The organism is Mesorhizobium sp. 113-3-9 (assembly GCF_016756515.1).
Lineage (GTDB): Bacteria > Pseudomonadota > Alphaproteobacteria > Rhizobiales > Rhizobiaceae > Mesorhizobium.
Genome location: NZ_AP023246.1, coordinates 873,473 through 892,095, shown reverse-complemented (window position 1 = coordinate 892,095; position 18,623 = coordinate 873,473). Strand labels below are relative to the sequence as shown.

The window sequence follows — 18,623 nt, the reverse complement described above, 5'->3', positions numbered from 1 at the left end:
GCCGCCGGTTTGTAACCGGCCTGTGAAGATGAACACGATCGAGGAGATCAACGATGTTGAATAAGCAGAAAATCAGGACCACGGCCGGACGCGGCCGCCTGTTCGACAGCATTCTCGACACTGTCGGCGACACGCCGGTGGTGCGCATCAACAATCTTGGGGCGGCCCATGCGACGATCTATATCAAGGCCGAGTTCTTCAACCCAGGCGCCTCGGTGAAGGACAGGCTGGCGCTCAACATCATCGAGGAGGGCGAGCGCAGCGGCGCGCTGAAGCCTGGTCAGACCGTGGTCGAGGCGACCAGCGGCAACACCGGCATCGGGCTCGCCATGGTCTGTGCGCAAAAGGGCTATCCGCTGGTCGTCACCATGGCCGACAGCTTCTCCGTCGAACGCCGCAAGCTGATGCGCATGCTTGGTGCCAAGGTGGTGCTGACGCCGCGCGCCGAAAAGGGCTTCGGCATGTACAAGAAGGCGGTTGAACTGGCTGAGGCCAATGGCTGGTTCCTCGCCCGCCAGTTTGAGACGGCGGCCAATGCGGCCATCCACGAGGCGACCACGGCGCGCGAGATCGTCAATGATTTCGCCGGGTCGCGGCTCGATTGCTTCGTCACCGGCTATGGCACTGGCGGCACCGTCGTCGGCGTGGCGCGCGTGCTGCGCCGCGAGCGGCCGGACACCCGCATCGTGCTCTGCGAACCGGCCAACGCCCAGCTGGTCGGCAGCGGCAAGACGCAGCAGCGCGGCGCGCATGGGGCGCCAGCCGCCAGCCATCCGGCTTTCGAGCCGCATCCTGTCCAGGGCTGGACGCCGGACTTCATCCCCAATGTCCTGCAGGAAGCCATCGACGCCAGCCTCTATGACGAAGTGATGCCGATCGCCGGGCCCGAGGGCATCAAATGGGCCAAGGCCCTGGCGCAGAAGGAAGGCATCTTCACCGGCATTTCCGGTGGCGCCACCTTCGCCGTGGCACGGCAGGTCGCGGAGAAGGCAGCGCCCGGATCGGTGATCCTGTGCATGCTGCCCGACACCGGCGAGCGCTACATGTCGACGCCGCTGTTCGACGGCATCGAGGCCGAGATGGATGCCGACGAGATGGCGCTGTCGCGCTCGACGCCTGGCTGCCAGTTCCCGGCGGCTTGACGGGAGCCCGGTCATGGATATCGCGCAGGAGACCCTTGGGCTGGTGGCCGAGGAAACGCTTGACCCCGCCGACTGGGCCTCTGTCCAGGCCCTGTCGCACCAGGTCATCGACGATGCCGTCGACTATCTGCGTCATGTCAGGGACCGGCCGGCCTGGCGGGAAATGCCGGCGGATGTGAGAGAAGCCTTCGCGGCACCCTTGCCGCGCTTCCCCGCGCCGCTGGCCGCTGTCTATGGCGAGGTCTCGCGCACCGTGATGTCCTACCCGATGGGCAACGTCCATCCGCGTTTCTGGGCCTGGTATATGGGCTCGAGCAACTTCACCGGTGCGCTCGGCGACTTCCTGGCGGCAATCCAGGGCTCCAACCTCGGCGGCGGCAACCACGCCGCCGGGCTGATGGACGGTCAGGTGGTCAACTGGTGCAAACAGATGCTGGGCTTTCCCGCTTCCGCTTCCGGCACGCTGGTCAGCGGCGGCTCGATGGCCAACATCATCGGGCTGACGGTGGCGCGCAACACCAAGGCCGGCATCGACGTGCGCGAGCACGGCGTCGCCGCGATCGAAAAGCCGCTGCGCTTCTATGGCTCGGACCAGATCCACTCCTGCCATCGCAAGGCAATGGAAGCGCTTGGCCTCGGCAACCGGGCGCTGCGCCGGATCCCGACCGACGCCGGGTTGCGCATCGATATACCGGCCCTGCGAGCAGCCATATCGGAGGATCGCGCGGCGGGTTTCAGACCGGCCTGCGTCATCGGCAATGCCGGCACGGTCAACACCGGGGCGATCGACGATCTGCGGGCGTTGGCCAAACTCGCTCATGAGGAAGACCTGTGGTTTCATGTCGACGGCTGCATCGGTGCGCTGATTGCGATTGCGCCTGAGAACGCGCATCGCGTTGCCGGCATCGAATGGGCCGATTCGGTCGCGCTCGATCCGCACAAATGGCTGCACGCGCCATTCGAGGTCGGCTGCGCCCTGGTCAGGGACGCAATCGCGCATCGCCGGACCTTCGCGGTGACGCCGGAATATCTGGAATCGATGCCGCGCGGTCTAGCCTCCGGCGAATGGCTGCACGACTACGGCCTGCAGACGTCGCGCGGCTTTCGCGCGCTCAAAGTGTGGATGGCGCTGAAGGAGCATGGCGTCGACAAATTCGGCCGCCTGATCGACCAGAACATCGCGCAGGCACTCTATCTCGCCGAACGCATCGATGCCGAGCCGCTGCTGGAGCTGGCGATACAGCCGACCATCAACATTGTCTGCTTCCGCTACCAGCCTGGCGTCACTGGCGAGGCGCTGAAGGCGCTCAACACCGAGATCATGCTGCGGCTGCAGGAACAGGGTATTGCCACCCTCTCCGACACCACAGTGCATGGCGAGCACTGGTTGCGCGTGGCGATCGCCAACCATCGCACAAGGCGCGACGACCTCGACCTTCTGGTCGGTGAGACGCTGCGGCTGGGGCGGGAGATCACGGCGCAGGGGCCTTCCGGGAAATAGTCAGAAAACGCGAGCGACAGGCACGGGCGGCCATGCGATTCTGCGGCAATGATTCGGGAGGCCAGACCGTGACGCTCTTTCGTATGGCCGTGCTCGTGGCGCTGGTCTTCACCAATTCAGCCAAAGCCGCCGACATGGCCTTCTTCGTCAAGAACCTGCACAGCCGCGCGGTTGCGGTCGAGCTGTTCAGCCGCGACCGCGAGACGGTCTGGCCGGGCAACGACAAGGTGTTCCTGATCGATCCGGGCTCGCAGAAATCGGTGCCGCTGTCCTGCAATCAGGGCGAGCGCATCTGCTATGGCGCCTGGGTCGACGGCAACGACCAGATCTCCGCCGGCGTCGGGCCGGACAACGATCAGCCTTGCGACAACTGCTGCTTCATCTGCGTGGAACACTCGACCGAGACGATCGATCTGGTGCCGTGATCGACCGGCACGTCAGTCCGGCAGCCCGGCTTTGCGGAAACCGTCCACGAAATGCTCGAGCATTGCGGTGTCGCGGAAGGGCTCCGTCCAGACCCAGTGGCGGGTTGTGAAATGCGGGTTGCCGACGAGGAACAGCTCGACCTCGGCGCGCGCTTCGTCGAGCCGGCCGAGTTGGGCCAGGCTTGCCGCCAGGAAACGGCGTGAGCTCGTCCGGTAGGTCTCGTCCCGGCGCAGCGTCTCGACGGCGGCCTCGTAGTCGCGCGCCGCATATTGCGCCTGGCCAAGGGTGAGATAGTACCAGCTTGCCGGAAATGGATTCAGCCGAAACGCCTTGCGGATCTGCTCAAGGCCTTCCTCGACCCGCCCGGCCAGTGTCGTGATGTCCGACAGTGTCGCCCAGGCGTCCGCCTCGTTCGGGTCGAGCTCGAACGCCCTGGCGAATTCGGCATCGGCCTCTTCGAAGCTGCGCTCATAGGCAAGCAGATTGCCGAGCACCCAGTGGCAGCCGGCATCGTTGGGGTCGATCGCCACGGCCTTGCGCGCCAGGTCCAGGGCAATGCGGCGGTTGGGTTCGACCGGCTCACCCCAATGCACCCATCCCATCCAGTGGTTCATGGCAAGCCAGCGATAGGCCTCGGCGTAGGCCGGATCGAGAGACACCGCGCGCGTCAGCATCAGATGCGCTTCCCGTGCCGATTGCGGTGAATCGTCGATCAGCTTGCGCGCCCGCACGCACAGATCGTAGGCCTCCAGGTTTGTGGGGCGGTTGCGTGCCGGTGGCGCGCGCAGCCTGCCGAGCAGCGCCTCCACGATCTTGGCCGTGGCCTCGTCCTGGACGGCAAAGATATCGTCCAGACCGCGATCGAAGCGTTCCGCCCACAGATGCTCGCCGCTCAGCGCGTCGACCAGCTGTGCGTTGATGCGCACGCGCCCCGCCGCGCGCCTCGCACTCCCTTCCAGGAGGTAGCGCACGCCAAGCTCCTCGGCGATCGCGCGCACGTCCATCGCCTTGCCCTTGTACGCAAAGGTCGAGTTGCGCGCGATGACGAACAGGCCCGGGGCCCGGGACAGGTCGGTGATCAAATCTTCGGTCAACCCGTCGGCGAAGGCCTCCTGCTCGGGATCGTTGCCGAGGTTGACGAAAGGCAGCACCGCAATCGATGGTTTGTCGGGCAGCGGCAAGGGTTTTCGCTTCGCGCGGTCGAGCTGCTCGATGGCGCCCGTGAAGCGGTAGCCGACGCGCGGAACCGTCGATATCCATTCGCCGCCGTCGGCGGGCGGCCCGAGCAGTTTGCGCAGCTGTGCGATCTGGACGGTGAGGTTGCCTTCCTCGACCGCCGTGCCCGGCCACGCCGCATCCATCAATTCGGCTTTCTCCAGGATTTCGCCTGGCCGTCCGACGAGCGCCGCGAGCAGCTTCAGCCCGCGATAGCCGACGGCAACGGGATCGTCGTTCCGAAGCAGCGTTCCCGCACCCGGATCAAGCACGAACGGACCAAAGGCAAAGCGCGATCCCTGCATGAGGCGCATCTATAGAGCAATTCCGGGAAAAGCGTGAGGCGGTTTATCGGAAAACGCGATGCGCTTTCCCGGGGGAATGACGCCAAAACAAAGGGTTAGAGCCATTTGGAACTTTTGAGAACTATTTGGCGGGCTTTAATTACGGCGCCGTCCGTATCCTGCAGAATTCAGCCTCTTTCAGTTCGAGGGTTGCCCATTCTCAAACCGTTTGGGCTCCCAAGCCACATGGAGGTTGCCATGACCAATAGCTTTGCATCGGCCCCGCATCCGGCCGTAGGGCGGGGAACCACCGTCGGGCAGGCGCCCCGTCGTCGCTATGGCCTTGTCACTCTGCGAAACACCATCGCTATCTGGCGCGAACGGACGCGCTATCGCTGGGACCTCAAGCGAATCTCGGAGGTCAATCCGCATCTGATCGATGATATCGGCCTGACCAGACGAGAGGTCGAGGATGAGATCGCCAAGCTGCCGTTCTGGCAGCGATAGGCGAAGTCTTGAGATCCGGCGTCGGATTAAGTCAGGAATTGTCACCATCATCCCTTTAGCGCCCGCCCGCGTCATGGCATAACCCCGATCGGCCGTCAGGGCCGATTCTTCATCGGGGGTTTCCATGTCTTTCACGTCCGCGCGCCGGCTTGCCGCCGCGTTTTCGCTTGCTGTCCTGTTTGCACCGTCCGCCCATGCCGGCGACGTCACCTTTGCCATCAAGAATAGCCATCCCAACGCCATGCGCATCGAGCTTTACAGCCAGGACCGGGACTATGTCTGGCCTGGCGATGGCAAGGACTTCTATCTCGACGACGGCGAGACCAAGTCGTTGCCGATCTCCTGCAATGAGGGCGAATCGATCTGCTACGGCGCCTGGGTCGATGGCGACGAAGGCACCTACTGGGGCGTCGGCCCCGGCAACAAGGAAAAATGCGAGGATTGCTGCTACACCTGCAGCGGCGGCGAGACCGAGGAGATCAATCTCGTCCCCTGACCGGTTTGCCAGCTTGACGGTTTTCCTGTTGGCGCCCTAGCCTGCGCCGAGACGATCACCCCGAGCACGCCGCGCGGCTTCCTTTGAAACGCGGCGTGCTCCAGGCAACAGGAGCACCGCGATGGCCGGCATGGTCGAAAGCGACAAAATCGACGTCGGATTTTCCGGCAAGCGCTGCATCCATTCGCGCAATTGCGTGCTCGGCGACCCGCATGTCTTCGTGCCCAATGCGCCGGGGCAGTGGATCCACCCAGAGGCGGCCAGCGTCGAAAAGATTGTTGCACTGGCCGAAAATTGCCCATCGGGCGCTATCACCTACATCAGGAAGGATGGTGGCCCGCAGGAGCAGCCGCCGGTGGTCAACACCGTGCGCGTCCGTGAAAACGGCCCGCTGGCCGTGCACGCCGAAATCGTCCTGGGCGACGAGACCTTCCATCGCGCCACGCTCTGCCGTTGCGGCGCCTCGCAGAACAAGCCGTTCTGCGACAACAGCCACATCAAGGCCGGCTTCACCGCCACCGGCGAGCCGCCGTTAAAGGAAGCGCCGGCACTCGAAGCGCGCAATGGCCCGCTCAATGTCACCCCGACGAAAAACGGCCCGCTCAAGCTCGAGGGCAATCTCGAGATCGTCACCGGCACCGGCCATACGATCGATCGCACGACGGTCGCTTTCCTGTGCCGCTGCGGCCACTCGGCCAACAAGCCGTTTTGCGACGGGTCGCACAAGAAGGTTGGATTTGTGGGCTAAGGTAGGAATCTCCCCCCTCAAGGGGGAGATGGCCGGCAGGCCAGAGGGGGTCGGTTCGACGGGACGCGACCTCCTGCGGCAGAAAGTCGGCGCGTGAGGCGCTGGCATCCTTCTTTTCAAGGCTAGAAGGTCGTCGCATCCGGTCGAACCGACCCCCTCTGTCGCCTTCGGCGACATCCCCCTCGAAGGGCGGAGATTACGCTGGCCCAGCGCTCGCGCCTTTATCCGTAAGTCCGTATCGGCTAAGGGCTGGGCCAGAGAAATTTGCCCTTCCGGACCTGCAAAAAAATGACCGCCAAGACCAAGCCAAAACCCCTGTTCCTCGGCATCGACACCGGCGGCACCTATACCGATGCCGTGCTGTGGTCTGAAACCGAAGGCCCGCAGCAGGGGCCGAACAAGGGCAAGGTGCTGGCCAAGGCCAAGTCACTGACCACCAGGCACGATCTGGCCGTCGGCATTTCCGGCGCCGTCGACGCGGTGCTCGAAAAGGCCGGCACCAATCCGGCTGACATCAAGCTGGTCTCGATGTCGACGACGCTCGCCACCAATGCGCTGGTCGAGGGCCAGGGCGGCCGCGTCGCGCTGGTCATGATCGGCTTCTCCGAGGCCGACCTCGCCCGTGACGGGCTGAAGACGGCGCTCGGCACCGATCCGGTGGTGTTTTGCCCGGGCGGCCACGATGTCCACGGCAATGCCGCCAAGCTCGACCTGTCCGGGCTTGAGGCCGCCTTGCCGGAGCTCGGTGCCTCGGTGTCGGGCTTTGCCGTCTGCGCCTATTTCGCCACCCGCAATCCGGCGCACGAGATTGCCGCCCGCGAACTGATCCGCGAGAAAACCGGCCTGCCGGTCACGGCAAGCCACGAACTGTCGGCCAAGCTCGGCGGCCCGCGCCGGGCGCTGACCACGCTGCTCAACGCCAGGCTGATCTCGATGATCGACCGGCTGGTGGCGGCGACCGAAGGCTTTCTCGCAGAGCGCAACATCGCCGCCCCGCTGATGGTGGTGCGCGGCGACGGCGCGCTGGTCTCGGCGGCGTTCGCCCGCCAGCGGCCGATCGAGACCATTCTCTCCGGCCCCGCCGCCAGCCTGGTCGGTGCCCGCCACATGACTGGGCTCGACAATGCCATGGTGTCCGACATTGGCGGCACCACCACCGACGTCGCCGTGCTCGACAACGGCCGGCCGCGGCTCGATCCGGAAGGCGCCACCGTCGGCGGCTTCCGCACCATGGTCGAGGCCGTTGCCATGCGCACTTTCGGTCTGGGCGGCGATTCCGAAGTGGCGCTGGAGGATGGCGCGCTCAACCCGAAAATCCTGCTTGGGCCGCGCCGCCTGGTGCCTTTGGCGCTGGCCGGCATGGCGCATGGCGAGGCGGTGACGTCAGAGCTCGAGCGTCAGCTGCGCGCGCCGAACACCGGCCGCATGGACGGCCGCTTCGCGGTTCGCACCGGCGTGCCGGACAGGCTCGCCGCCGGGCTGACCGCCCCGGAAGCGCGGCTCTACGAGGCGATCGGCGCGACCCCGCTCGCCCTCGACCGGCTGCTGACGTCAAATGCCCAAAACGCCACCTTGAACCGGCTGGTCTCGCGCGGGCTGGTGCATATTTGCGGCTTCACCCCGTCGGACGCGGCGCATGTGCTTGGCAAGCAGGCCAACTGGGATGCCGCCACCGCCCGCCTTGGCGCCGACCTGTTTGCCCGCAAGCGCGACGGCCGTGGCCAACCTATAGCGGCGTCACCGGAGGTGATCTCAGAGCGGGTGCTGGTGACGCTGACACGCTGGTCGGCCGAATACATCCTTGAAACCGCTTTCGCCGAGGACGGGCTCGATGGCGCCGCGACCGTGGCGCACGCGCTGGTGCAGCGCGCCGTCGACGCCCATCCCGGTATCGCCCGGCTGAGCGTCGCGCTCGACCGCCCCGTCATCGGCCTCGGCGCCTCGGCGCCGCTGCACTATGCCGGCCTGGCGCCGCTGGTCGGCAATGATTGCGTGGTGCCGGAAGACACCGATGTCGCCAACGCGCTCGGCGCCGTCGTCGGCCAGGTCAGGGTCTCGGCCGAAGCGCGGGTCAGCCAGCCAAAGGAAGGGCTGTTCCGGCTTGCCTCGGGTGAGACGGTGCGCGATTTCCTCGACGAGGCGGCGGCGATCGCGGCGGCCGAGGCCGATGTGCGGGCGATTGTCGCCGAGCGCGCCCGGGACGCAGGTACCGACAACGCGGAGATCGACGTCGCGACCGAGTTCCGTGTTTCGACGGTCGAAGCCCAGCGCATGTTCATCGAGGCGCATGTGGTGGCGGTGGCCTCGGGACGGCCAAGGATCGCGGTGTAGCGGCTGATCTCCCCCCTCGAGGGGGAGATGTCGCCGAAGGCGACAGAGGGGGTCGGTTCGACGGGACGCGACCTCCTGCTTTGAACAGAAGAGGCTAGCGCCTTATGTCGGGCGACCCCCTCTGGCCTGCCGGCCATCTCCCCCTCGAGGGGGGAGATCGGCGCTTCGCCAACCTTACCTAAATACGGCACCTTCACCCTAAGCTGAATTGACCCGGCAAACTCAACATGCCAAACGCCCCGCAAAGCCTTTCATCTGGAGTAGCCTGATGACCGATCGCGTCGAGATCGCCGGATTGCGGATTGCCCGCGAGCTGCATGATTTTGTGGCTGGCGAGGCCTTGCCCGGCACCGGCATCGCCGCCGATGCGTTCTGGAACGGCCTTTCGGCCATCGTCCACGATCTCGCTCCGAAGAACCGGTCGCTTCTGGCAAAACGCGACGCCATGCAGGAAAAGCTCGACGGCTGGTACCGCGACAATGGCGCGCCCGTCGACATGGACGTCTACAGGACCTTCTTGAAGGACATAGGCTATCTCCTCCCCGAGGGGCCGGCCTTCAGCGTGTCGACGGAGAATGTCGACCCGGAAATCGCTGTCGTCGCCGGGCCGCAGCTGGTCGTGCCGGTGATGAATGCGCGCTATGCGCTCAATGCCGCCAATGCGCGCTGGGGCTCGCTCTACGATGCACTCTACGGCACCGATGCCATTCCCGAGACAGGCGGCGCGGAAAAAGGCAAGGGCTTCAATCCGGCGCGTGGCGCCAGGGTCATTGCCTGGGCCAAGGATTTTCTCGACCAGTCGGTGCCGCTCACCTCGGGCAAATGGGCAGGCGTCAACGGGCTGTCGGTGGCCAATGGCGCGCTGAAGCTCGGCGCCGGCGCCGGCGGCACCACGCTGGCCGATCCCAAGCAATTCGTCGGTTATCGTGGCGATGCCGCCAATCCCGATGCCGTGCTGCTGGTGAAAAACGGGCTGCACATCGAGATCGTGATCGACCGCGCCAACCAGATCGGTCGCACCGATCCGGCGGGCATCGCCGACATCATCCTGGAATCGGCGCTGACCACCATCCAGGACTGCGAGGATTCAGTCGCGGCGGTGGATGCCGAGGACAAGGTCGTCGTCTACCGCAACTGGCTCGGCCTGATGAAGGGGGATCTCGCCGAGGAGATCACCAAGGGCGGCAAGAGTTTTGTCCGCAAGCTCAATCCCGACCGCGCCTACACCGCGCCCGCCGGCGGCCAGCTCACCGTGCCCGGCCGCTCGCTGATGCTGGTCAGGAATGTCGGCCACCTGATGACCAATCCAGCGATCCTGGACCGCGACGGCAACGAGGTGCCGGAAGGCATCATGGACGCCGCGCTGACGGCGCTGATCGCGCTGCACGATGTTGGACCGAAGGGCCGCCGCGCCAACTCCCGCGCCGGCTCGATGTACGTCGTCAAGCCCAAGATGCACGGGCCGGAAGAGGTCGCCTTCGCCGTCGAGATCTTCGACCGCGTCGAAGCGCTGCTCGGCATGGCGAAAAACACCATCAAGATGGGCATCATGGACGAGGAGCGGCGCACCACCGTCAACCTCAAGGAAGCGATCCGCGCGGCTAGGGAACGCGTCGTGTTCATCAACACCGGCTTCCTCGACCGCACCGGCGACGAAATCCACACCTCGATGGAAGCCGGGCCGATGATCCGCAAGGGCGACATGAAGCAGGCCGCCTGGATTTCCGCCTATGAGGCCTGGAATGTAGACACCGGGCTCGAATGCGGGTTGGCCGGCCATGCCCAGATCGGCAAGGGCATGTGGGCGATGCCGGACCTGATGGCGGCCATGCTGGAACAGAAGATCGCCCATCCCAGGGCCGGCGCCAACACCGCCTGGGTTCCGTCGCCGACCGCGGCGACGCTGCATGCGACCCACTACCACAAGGTCGACGTGCATGCCGTACAGGCGGCGCTGAAGAGCCGCCCGAAGGCGAAGCTCGACGACATCCTTTCGGTGCCGGTGGCGGTGCGGCCGAACTGGACTCCCGACGAGATCCAGCGCGAGCTCGACAACAACGCGCAGGGCATTCTGGGCTATGTCGTGCGCTGGATCGACCAGGGCGTCGGCTGCTCGAAAGTGCCCGACATCAACGATGTCGGCCTGATGGAAGACCGCGCCACGCTGCGCATCTCCTCGCAGCACATCGCCAACTGGCTGCGCCACAAGGTGTGTTCGGAAATCCAGGTGCGCGATTCCCTGCAGCGCATGGCGGCCATCGTCGACCGCCAGAACGTCGGCGATCCGCTCTACCGGCCGATGGCGCCGGATTTCGACACCTCGATCGCCTTCCAGGCCGCCTGCGACCTGGTGTTCAAGGGAACCAGCCAGCCGAATGGCTACACCGAGCCGGTGCTGCACGCGCGGCGGCTGGAACTGAAGGCGAAAGAGCGGGCCTGAACAAAAGGTCCAGAAGAGATTACGCACTGGCCGAGCACGGGCGGAAGCGCCAGCGTTCCTCATCCCCTTTATGAGGATCGGATCGCGAGCGACATGAAGACGTCGGTATGCCTGACATGCTCGGGGGTTTCGCGAAAGGGCGGGCAAGGCCTGAAGCCGAACGACTCGTACACGGCGACCGCACTCGTCATGTAGAACGTCGTGTGGATCAGCACTGTCCGGCTCCTGCCCTTCCTGATCTCCCCCAGCGCGGCCCCCATCAGGGCACGGCCAATCCCCTTTCCGCGAAACGATTCATCGACAAAGAACCTATGAACCTCCGCCGTCTCGTCGTCGAACCGGTCGAAGGCGAGGCAACCCGCCGGCTGGTTCTCCGATCGCGCGATGAACGCCATGGCATCCGGCGCGCCGAACTTCGCCGCCAATCCGCCGCCGCTCGTTTCGGGATGGAAAATCGCCATCACGTCTTCTGCCGAGACACCGTAAGGCTGCACCGCTTCGGCATCCCATAGCGCAAGCTTGCGGCAAAGCCCGGCCATTGTCTCGAAGTCCTCGGTGCCGCGCGCCGGCAAAATCGAAACCATCCCAACCCCCCGGTGAGTGCATCATCGTGAGACTACGCGACCCGTCAGGCGCTGGCCTCACGAGTGCAGCGTATTGGCAATCACTAATTTAGTCAGAAGAGTGGCCATATTTGATACAGCTTTCCGGGAATTTTAGCGTACATTTACCATGATAGTGGTGACGACAACTCGGCTTGGGGGCGATCCATGCGACTTGTTTTAGGTTTCCTGCTTGCAGGCATGACCATCACTGGGGCCAAAGCGGCAGACATTGTTCAACCGGTGGCTGCCATGGATATCCCATATTCATGGACCGGCTTCTATGTCGGTGCAAACGCCGGCGGCGCCTTCGGCAAAGTCGACGGAGATTACACCGGCATTCTCGGCTCGGCTGACATCGGGAATTTCACCGGTGGCGGTTTGGTCGGCGTCAACTATCAGTACGGTCAATGGGTTCTCGGTGTTGAAGGCGACATCAACTATTTGGGATTCAAGAAAGAATTTTCGCCGGGCGTCGATGGTGGCGGCCTCGGCGCTGAAGCGAGACTGGATGCCTTCGGAACGATCCGAGGCCGCGTCGGCTACGCCTTTGATCGCTGGCTTCCTTATGTCACAGCCGGCGTTGCGATGGGCAATGTGAAAATTGATGAGCATGTCTTCGCGGCGGCCGAGAGCAAGTTCCAGACCGGATATGCGGTCGGCGGCGGTGCCGAATATGCCTTCAACAACAATTGGACGGTCCGTGCGGAATATCTTTACGTCGACCTTGGCAAGAAGGATTTCGGGTTTGACCCGTTCGCGTCCTATGAGGTGAAGACGAATTTCAGCGTCGTTCGCGCTGCCGTTGCCTACAAATTCTGACTCCCGGCCACGCAACGCCGGCGCTTGATGTCCGCACTGCCCGACGGTCTGGGCCGCGATCGATTTCGATCCGCGGCCCCGCGCGAACCCTCAGTTCAATCCCAGCGTCCCTCGCAGCTTGGACAAATCCTCGGCCAGCGCCGTCACCGGGCCGGCCAGCGCCTTGCGATCGGCGTCCGACAGCTTGTCGTAGGTCTCGAAACCATCCGATGTCTTGTACTTGGCCAGGATGGCGTCGACGGTGGCGAAATTGTCGTCGACGGTCTTGATCAAGGTGGGGTTTTCCTTCTCGACCAGCGGATGCACCAGGGCAACGATCTTCTGGGCGCCGTCGATATTGGCCTGGAAATCCCACAGATCGGTGTGGCTGTAACGGTCTTCCTCGCCTGAAATCTTGCTGGACGCCACCTCCTCGAGCAGCCCGGCCGCCCCGTCGATGGCCTTTTCCGGCGGCACGGTCAGGCCGGCGACGCGCTTCTGCAGGTCGAGCACATCGGCGTCGAGTTTTTCGGCCAGCGGACCGAGGCCATCCGTGGTGTTCTGGCTGAACAGGCCGTATTCGATGCGGTGGAAGCCGTAGAAGTCCGCGGACTTTTCCTTCTGCTCATGGTCGTCGGCGCGCGAATCGATGGCGCCATCGAGGTCGGAGAACAATTCGGCAATCGGCTCTATGGTCTCGTAGTTGACGCGGGCCGGCGCATAAAGCGCCTTGGCCTTGGCGAGGTCGCCTGCTTTGACCGCGTCGGTAAACGCCTTGGTGCTGGTCACCAGCGTCTCGATCTTGCCCTGGACGTAGAGCTTGTAGTCGGCGATCGGCTGGACGAGATCGAGCGGCGAGACGGCGGCGTGCACCGGCGCGAGGCCGGTCAGCAGCGCGATTGCGGAGGCGGCAAGCAGGGTTCTCATCGGATATATCCTCTCATGGTGTGAAGCGGGTTCGGGGTTCAGGCATGCGTCGAAGCGGCCATTTCGAGCAGTGACCGGCCGAGATAATCCTGATCGTCCTGCACGCCCGGCAGGACGAAGAAATAGCCGCCGCCAAAGGGTTTGATGTATTCCTCGAGCGCCTCGCCGTTGAGGCGGGTCTGCACGGCGACAAAACCCTGTTCGAGGTCGGCCTGGTAGCAGATGAACAGCAGGCCCATATCCATCTGGTTGGATTTGCTGACGCCATTCGAATAGTTGAAGGGCCGGCGCAGGATCAGGTGCTTCTGCGCTTCGGCGTCGCGCGGATTGGCAAGCCGGATATGCGCGTCGAGCGGCGTGGTCCTGCCCTGGGGGTCGCTGGCGAAGTGCGGAACATCGGCCTCGCTCGTGCCGCCTTCCAGCGGCGAGCCGCTGGCCTTCTGGCGGCCGATGATCGTCTGCTGCTCCCGCAGCGGCGTGCGGTCCCAGCGCTCGACGAAATTTCTGATGAGGCGCACCACCTGGTAGGAACCGCCTGACGTCCAGGCCGGCTCGGCGCTGCCGGACTGCACCCAGACGATCCGCTTCATCAGCTCGTCGTCGGTGGAATCCGGATTGGCCGAACCATCGCGGAAACCGAGGAAGTTGCGGGCGCTTTGCTTGGGCTTTCCCGGGTTCGGCGGCCGCACAGGCACCGAACCTTCCTGCTTCCAGCGCAGGAGCAGTGTATCAGGCGTATTCTTCACGATATCGCGCAGCGCATGGATGTTGGTGTCCGGCGTGTTCGACGAGAACTGCAGCAACAGGTCGCCGTGGCAGAACTCTTCCTGCAGGGCGTCGTTGGAGAAGGAGGTCATCCGGACGAGATGCCTCGGTTTGAGCGCGCGCAGGCCGAAACGATCGTCGAAGATCGACGCGCCGAGCGAGGTGGTGATCGTCAGATTGTCCGGCGTCACCACGGGACCGAGGATGCCGGAATCGGCGGCGGGAAACTTCGGGTCGAGCACGGGCGGCGTTCCGCCCGCCATCAGGAAGGCCGTGCGCTCGGTCAGCGTGCGCAGCAGCCGCTGCAGTCCGGCGCGGTTCTGGGCAAGCACGTCGAACGAGGCAACGAGGCCGGCCGCGGGCCGCGGCGTCACGATGCCCGGCTGGTGCTCGCCATGGAAGGGCTGCCGCTGGTCGATCGTGTCGCTCTCCGGCGCATTGGTCACGCTGCCGGCGCTGGCCGCCACGGCGGCCTGCGGAGCGAGCGCCCCGGCGACCGCGCCGATCAGCACGGACCGGCGCGAGGGCGAGAAGGCCGCGTTCGGTTTGTCTGGTTTTCCCCCGGCTGTCATTGGGTCAGGTCCATGGTTTCGCGCAATCGTGTGAGGTCGCCGGCGAGCACGGTTGCCGCCTTGCCGAGTTCGGCCTTGGCGGGATCGGACAGCGCGTCGGAGGCTCCGGCGCGGCGCACCGCGATCATGTCCCCCAGCACGGTGAAATCCTTGTCGAGCGACGTCACGATCTCGGGCGCGCTCTTGGCCGCGATCGGACGCAGAAGGTCGAATACCTTGCGCACGCCCGTCACCGCCGCCTCGAAGGAGGTGAGGTCGCCATGGGCGTAGGGGCTGTCGCCGAAGTCGGGACCTGGAGCGGCAAGCCGCTCGAGGATCGCAACCGAACCGCTGACCATGCTTTCGGGTATGATGCGCAGATCGTGGATGCGCGTCTTCAGCAGCGCCGCGTCGCCCGCCAGCTTGTCGGCGACCGGAGCGAGGCCGTCCGTGCCGCCCTGGCTGAACAGCCCGTATTCGAGGCGATGCAGGCCGCCGAAATCCGGATCGGCCTCACGCTGGCCGAAAGCATCGGCGCGCGCGTCGATGGCCGCGTCGAGGTCTGAAAACAGCGGCGACACCGGCGCGAGATGCGCATAGGCGATCTCTGCCGGCGGATAGAGCGTCCTTGCCGCCGCCAGATCGCCCGATTTGACCGCGTCTGCAAAGGTGCCGGCCGCCTGGACGAAGGCATCGGTCTCGGTCGCCAGGAACACCTTGTATTCGGCGAGCGCGCCGATATAGGCGGCAAGATCAGGTTTCCGTGCGGCGCCGGCATTGGCGGCCGGCAGAACGTGCAGCCTGCCGCGCGGGTTTGAGAGCAGACCGCAGGTGATGGCGTAATCACCGGGCTCGAGCCGCGTCGCCAAGGTCTGGGTGAAGCCCGGCGCGATGTTCTCGCGCTCTTCCAGCACCATCACGCCGTCGAGGATTTCCCACTCAACGGCGCGGTCGGAGCGGTTTTCGATCTGGAACACATGACGACCAGCGGCGACGCTCAGCTCGTTGGGCTCGCAGGATTTTCCGGTGATCGCCACCGAGGTCGCCGATGCCGCGAGATGGCGTCCTTCCTGCGCGACCCGTGTCGCATAGGTGAAGGCGGCGGCAGCCACGACCAGCAGCATGAGGGAAAGCGCCAGGCCGATGCGGACCGCCGTGCGCGGCAATACGGGGGATTGCGGCGTCGCGGTCATGTCGCCGGCCGCCCTTGCTTGGAGGCCGTTGCCGATTGCAGGCCCGGCCGGTTGGCCAGAAAGAGCCACAGCGACGGCAGGAGGAAGCCGAGATAGATGGCGATCTCGCTGACCGTTGGCGCGTCGATATAGCCGAAAATGCCTGAAAGCACCGAGCCCAGCGGGCTGTCCATAGGCAGCACGCCGCTGGCGTCGAAGACGATCGTCTGTCCATGGTTCCACAGGCCGGCCTCATGCAGCGCGTTGACCGAATTGGCGAGCAGGCCGGCGGCGACGATCAGGATGAAGGCGCCGGTCCAGCCGAAGAAGCGCCTGAGGTTGAGCCGCACGCTGCCGGCATAGATGCCGTAGCCGACAGCCGCCGCCAGCAGCACGCCGGCAAGTGCCGCCAGCGGCGCAAGACTGTTTTCCTGCTGGAAGGCGGCGAGCAGGAAGAACACCGACTCGACACCTTCACGCGCCACGGCCAGGAAGACCATGGCGATCAGGCCGAAGCCTTTGCGCGATGGCGTCTCGAAGGCCGCGTCGATGGAATTGTGCAGCTCCGCCTTGATCGAACGGGCCGCCTTGCGCATCCAGAACACCATCGAGGTCAGCACGCAGACGGCGACCAGCCCGATGACGGCCTCGAACAGTTCCTGCGCCTTCTGCGGAAACTCGACGCTGGCGAATTGCAGGATCGCGCCGACGCCAAGCGAGAAGGCAAGCGCCAGGAAGATACCGATCCACACCACCGGCATCCAGGCGCCACGGCCGGTGCGCTTGAGGTAGCTGGCGATGATACCGACGATAAGCGCCGCCTCGACGCCCTCGCGGAACATGATCAGGAACGGTACCAGCATTGTCTGTCCAGCCACGCCGACGAGGAGGCTTTTTGGAGGCTGCATCCGCCGAAGTTGCCGCTTTCCATGAGGGAACCGAAAACTTGTGCGGAGCGGTCAGCTTTTATTCTCGACCGCCGCGGCGGCACAAGGGAGGCGCGATCACATCAGCGAGAAGTGGACGTGATCGCGGCGCACGGATGGGAGGGATCTTGATTGCGTCCGCGGGGGCGTGGTCAGGCCGACTGGTTTATCAACCTCGCCTGCGCGTAGCCTTCCAACGTGTCGTCATGCCCGGCGCCGCCAATGATATCGCCGAGCGGCGTCGAGAGGGCCCGATTGTCACGCTGATTGAAAAACAGGAAGTCGCTGGCGACATCGCGTCTGATGTTGCCGGTCGTGGTCTTCGACGTCGTATGGGCATGCAGTGCCATGGGGCGAAGACGGCTCACCCCTTCAATTGCGGTCTCATATCGATCGAAACGGCTTATCACTACGATCGGCCCGAAGGGCTCGGCATCCATCGAGCCCGCTTCCGGTGTTACTTGCGTCAAGGCGGTAGGCCAGAAGAAATATCCGAAATTGCCCATCCGATGCCCTCCGGCCACCACGACGGCCGACCGTGCCTGAGCATTGGAGATCGCGGCCTCCATGGTCCTGATGCGATGTTCGCCCGTCAGGGGCCCCATCTCGATACCGTCCTGAAATCCGTTTCCGACCGGGATACGTTTCATAGCCTCGATGAAATCGTCGAGGAAACGTCCGTGGACGGAGTCCTGCACCAGGATATGCGTGGGGGCGAAGCGCGACTGCCCCGCATTCCGGAACTTCGCCTTGCAAAGCAAATTCACCGCGAGACCGATATCGGCATCGTCGAAGACGATAGCTGGCGCCTGTCCGCTGAGCTCCAATACCAGTCGCTTCCCGTGGGTGCCTGCCAAATCCGCCAATCGCGCACCGAGCGAGGCAGGGCCGCTAAATGAGCCCCGCTCGATGGCGGGATGTGTGACCAGGTATGGTGCGACTTCCGCTTGCGGGCCGTAAACCAGGTTCAGCACGCCGGCAGGCAGACCGGCGTCCGCGAAAGCAGTGACCAAGGCGGCGCAACTGGCCGGGGCCGCGTCCGGCCCCGCCAGGACCACCGAGCGGCCGCAGGCTAGGGCGGCCGATACCTTGCGTGCGGCCTGCCCGAGGGGAAAGCTCCACGCCACGAACGCCGCCAAGGGTCCGATCGGTTCGGCCTGCGCGAAGGTCTCCGTTCTCGGGCGCGTCGCCGTCGCCGCCGCGCCGTTGCGGATCTCATTTGCGAACCAGTCGATCAGGGCGGCGGCCGCGGCGGCTTCGGCGCGTGCCTCGGCGAGCGGTTTTCCCTGCTCCATTGTCATCGACCGTGCGATGGGCTCGATGCGTCGGCGCAACAGCTCGGCTGTCCGTGTCAGCGTCTGGTACCGTTCGAGAGCGCTCGTCCGTTGCCATATGGACAACCCTTGCTCCGCGCTGGCGACAGCATCATCGAGGTCTCCCACGCCGGCCGTGGCGAAGGTGCCGATGCGAGCCTCGGTGGCCGGATCTACGACAGGAAGGCTCGGCGAGTGCCCTGACCGCCAGCGACCGTTGATGTAGAGCAGCGTGTTGGCATTGGTATGGATCGTCATATCTTCCCCCCGGCGCCCACTGTCGAAGAGGCGAGCACCGGCTGGCCGTCTTCGTCATGGTTTTGGTGCCCCAGACGAGGCATCCACAGCGGCCTCACCGCCATGGACGAACGATGCTACCCATTCTTTTCGCTAGTTTTTCTGCACTATTGAATCTTGTTTCCGGATTGTTTCGTGAGATCGGGCCGGCGGAACGGGTGCGACCTCGTCAAGGCTCT

16 protein-coding genes are annotated in these 18,623 nt (G+C 64.8%); 9 read left to right on the top strand and 7 right to left on the bottom strand.

The annotated features are described in order from the left end of the window. Positions 1 to 53 precede the first annotated feature (53 nt). From cysK to MesoLj_RS04130, 3 genes are all read left to right on the top strand, one after another. On the top strand, positions 54 to 1,142 hold the full coding sequence (cysK, locus tag MesoLj_RS04140) for a cysteine synthase A (protein ID WP_202325170.1): 1,089 nt from the start codon (positions 54 to 56) through the stop codon (positions 1,140 to 1,142). 13 nt (positions 1,143 to 1,155) lie between these two features. Beyond that, entirely contained in the window at positions 1,156 to 2,643 is a 1,488-nt protein-coding gene (locus MesoLj_RS04135) for a pyridoxal phosphate-dependent decarboxylase family protein (protein ID WP_202325169.1), read from the top strand. A 68-nt stretch (positions 2,644 to 2,711) separates the two neighbouring features. Continuing rightward, positions 2,712 to 3,068: a hypothetical protein gene (locus MesoLj_RS04130; RefSeq protein WP_140770954.1), complete on the top strand. Its 357-nt coding sequence runs from the start codon at positions 2,712 to 2,714 to the stop codon at positions 3,066 to 3,068. A gap of 12 nt (positions 3,069 to 3,080) precedes the next feature. On the opposite strand, the gene MesoLj_RS04125 is transcribed toward MesoLj_RS04130, so the two are convergent. After that, positions 3,081 to 4,598: a winged helix-turn-helix domain-containing tetratricopeptide repeat protein gene (locus MesoLj_RS04125; protein WP_202325168.1), complete on the bottom strand. Its 1,518-nt coding sequence runs from the start codon at positions 4,596 to 4,598 to the stop codon at positions 3,081 to 3,083. 228 nt (positions 4,599 to 4,826) lie between these two features. Here MesoLj_RS04125 and MesoLj_RS04120 point away from each other — a divergent pair, with 228 nt between their 5' ends. From MesoLj_RS04120 to MesoLj_RS04100, 5 genes are all read left to right on the top strand, one after another. After that, positions 4,827 to 5,075 (top strand): DUF1127 domain-containing protein, encoded by a 249-nt coding sequence (locus MesoLj_RS04120; RefSeq protein ID WP_244735289.1) that lies wholly within the window; start codon positions 4,827 to 4,829, stop codon positions 5,073 to 5,075. 124 nt (positions 5,076 to 5,199) lie between these two features. Further along, positions 5,200 to 5,571, top strand: a complete 372-nt coding sequence (locus MesoLj_RS04115) for a hypothetical protein (RefSeq protein ID WP_140770948.1) — start codon at positions 5,200 to 5,202, stop codon at positions 5,569 to 5,571. 121 nt (positions 5,572 to 5,692) lie between these two features. After that, complete coding sequence (locus MesoLj_RS04110) at positions 5,693 to 6,319, top strand: CDGSH iron-sulfur domain-containing protein (RefSeq protein WP_140770946.1); 627 nt, start codon at positions 5,693 to 5,695, stop codon at positions 6,317 to 6,319. A gap of 288 nt (positions 6,320 to 6,607) precedes the next feature. After that, positions 6,608 to 8,650 carry a hydantoinase/oxoprolinase family protein gene (locus tag MesoLj_RS04105; protein WP_202325166.1) on the top strand — a complete coding sequence of 681 codons (2,043 nt, stop codon included), beginning with the start codon at positions 6,608 to 6,610 and terminating at the stop codon, positions 8,648 to 8,650. 268 nt (positions 8,651 to 8,918) lie between these two features. Next, positions 8,919 to 11,090, top strand: coding sequence for a malate synthase G (locus tag MesoLj_RS04100; RefSeq protein WP_202325165.1), 2,172 nt, complete (start codon positions 8,919 to 8,921; stop codon positions 11,088 to 11,090). 68 nt (positions 11,091 to 11,158) lie between these two features. Here MesoLj_RS04100 and MesoLj_RS04095 read toward each other — a convergent pair whose 3' ends face one another. Beyond that, a complete protein-coding gene (locus tag MesoLj_RS04095) occupies positions 11,159 to 11,674 on the bottom strand; it encodes a GNAT family N-acetyltransferase (RefSeq protein WP_244735288.1) in 516 nt (171 codons plus the stop codon). A gap of 186 nt (positions 11,675 to 11,860) precedes the next feature. Between MesoLj_RS04095 and MesoLj_RS04090 the strand changes: the two genes are divergently transcribed. Then, positions 11,861 to 12,514 carry an outer membrane protein gene (locus tag MesoLj_RS04090; RefSeq protein ID WP_140770941.1) on the top strand — a complete coding sequence of 218 codons (654 nt, stop codon included), beginning with the start codon at positions 11,861 to 11,863 and terminating at the stop codon, positions 12,512 to 12,514. A gap of 90 nt (positions 12,515 to 12,604) precedes the next feature. Here MesoLj_RS04090 and efeO (MesoLj_RS04085) read toward each other — a convergent pair whose 3' ends face one another. The 5 genes from efeO (MesoLj_RS04085) to MesoLj_RS04065 form a co-directional block, all read right to left on the bottom strand. Continuing rightward, the gene (efeO, locus tag MesoLj_RS04085) at positions 12,605 to 13,420 is read right to left on the bottom strand and encodes an iron uptake system protein EfeO (protein ID WP_202325164.1); all 816 of its coding nucleotides are present in this window, start codon (positions 13,418 to 13,420) and stop codon (positions 12,605 to 12,607) included. Positions 13,421 to 13,458: 38 nt separating this feature from the next. Continuing rightward, positions 13,459 to 14,757, bottom strand: a complete 1,299-nt coding sequence (efeB, locus tag MesoLj_RS04080) for an iron uptake transporter deferrochelatase/peroxidase subunit (protein WP_202325163.1) — start codon at positions 14,755 to 14,757, stop codon at positions 13,459 to 13,461. Then, the gene (gene efeO / locus MesoLj_RS04075; RefSeq protein ID WP_202325162.1) at positions 14,754 to 15,929 is read right to left on the bottom strand and encodes an iron uptake system protein EfeO; all 1,176 of its coding nucleotides are present in this window, start codon (positions 15,927 to 15,929) and stop codon (positions 14,754 to 14,756) included. The genes efeB and efeO (MesoLj_RS04075) overlap by 4 nt, the downstream gene beginning before the upstream one ends. Next, the gene (gene efeU, locus MesoLj_RS04070) at positions 15,926 to 16,771 is read right to left on the bottom strand and encodes an iron uptake transporter permease EfeU (RefSeq protein ID WP_202325161.1); all 846 of its coding nucleotides are present in this window, start codon (positions 16,769 to 16,771) and stop codon (positions 15,926 to 15,928) included. The genes efeO (MesoLj_RS04075) and efeU overlap by 4 nt, the downstream gene beginning before the upstream one ends. 215 nt (positions 16,772 to 16,986) lie before the next feature. Beyond that, the gene (locus MesoLj_RS04065) at positions 16,987 to 18,405 is read right to left on the bottom strand and encodes an aldehyde dehydrogenase family protein (protein WP_202325160.1); all 1,419 of its coding nucleotides are present in this window, start codon (positions 18,403 to 18,405) and stop codon (positions 16,987 to 16,989) included. Positions 18,406 to 18,623 lie beyond the last annotated feature (218 nt).

Coding starts and splice junctions, on each gene's coding strand:
- MesoLj_RS04105 (WP_202325166.1), top strand. CDS start 6,608: ATGACCGCCAAGACCAAGCCAAAACCCCTGTTCCTCGGCATCGACACC.
- efeO (WP_202325162.1), bottom strand. CDS start 15,929: ATGACCGCGACGCCGCAATCCCCCGTATTGCCGCGCACGGCGGTCCGC.
- MesoLj_RS04095 (WP_244735288.1), bottom strand. CDS start 11,674: ATGGTTTCGATTTTGCCGGCGCGCGGCACCGAGGACTTCGAGACAATG.
- efeB (WP_202325163.1), bottom strand. CDS start 14,757: ATGACAGCCGGGGGAAAACCAGACAAACCGAACGCGGCCTTCTCGCCC.
- MesoLj_RS04090 (WP_140770941.1), top strand. CDS start 11,861: ATGCGACTTGTTTTAGGTTTCCTGCTTGCAGGCATGACCATCACTGGG.
- MesoLj_RS04100 (WP_202325165.1), top strand. CDS start 8,919: ATGACCGATCGCGTCGAGATCGCCGGATTGCGGATTGCCCGCGAGCTG.
- efeU (WP_202325161.1), bottom strand. CDS start 16,771: ATGCTGGTACCGTTCCTGATCATGTTCCGCGAGGGCGTCGAGGCGGCG.
- efeO (WP_202325164.1), bottom strand. CDS start 13,420: ATGAGAACCCTGCTTGCCGCCTCCGCAATCGCGCTGCTGACCGGCCTC.
- MesoLj_RS04115 (WP_140770948.1), top strand. CDS start 5,200: ATGTCTTTCACGTCCGCGCGCCGGCTTGCCGCCGCGTTTTCGCTTGCT.
- MesoLj_RS04120 (WP_244735289.1), top strand. CDS start 4,827: ATGACCAATAGCTTTGCATCGGCCCCGCATCCGGCCGTAGGGCGGGGA.
- MesoLj_RS04110 (WP_140770946.1), top strand. CDS start 5,693: ATGGCCGGCATGGTCGAAAGCGACAAAATCGACGTCGGATTTTCCGGC.
- MesoLj_RS04135 (WP_202325169.1), top strand. CDS start 1,156: ATGGATATCGCGCAGGAGACCCTTGGGCTGGTGGCCGAGGAAACGCTT.
- MesoLj_RS04125 (WP_202325168.1), bottom strand. CDS start 4,598: ATGCGCCTCATGCAGGGATCGCGCTTTGCCTTTGGTCCGTTCGTGCTT.
- MesoLj_RS04065 (WP_202325160.1), bottom strand. CDS start 18,405: ATGACGATCCATACCAATGCCAACACGCTGCTCTACATCAACGGTCGC.
- cysK (WP_202325170.1), top strand. CDS start 54: ATGTTGAATAAGCAGAAAATCAGGACCACGGCCGGACGCGGCCGCCTG.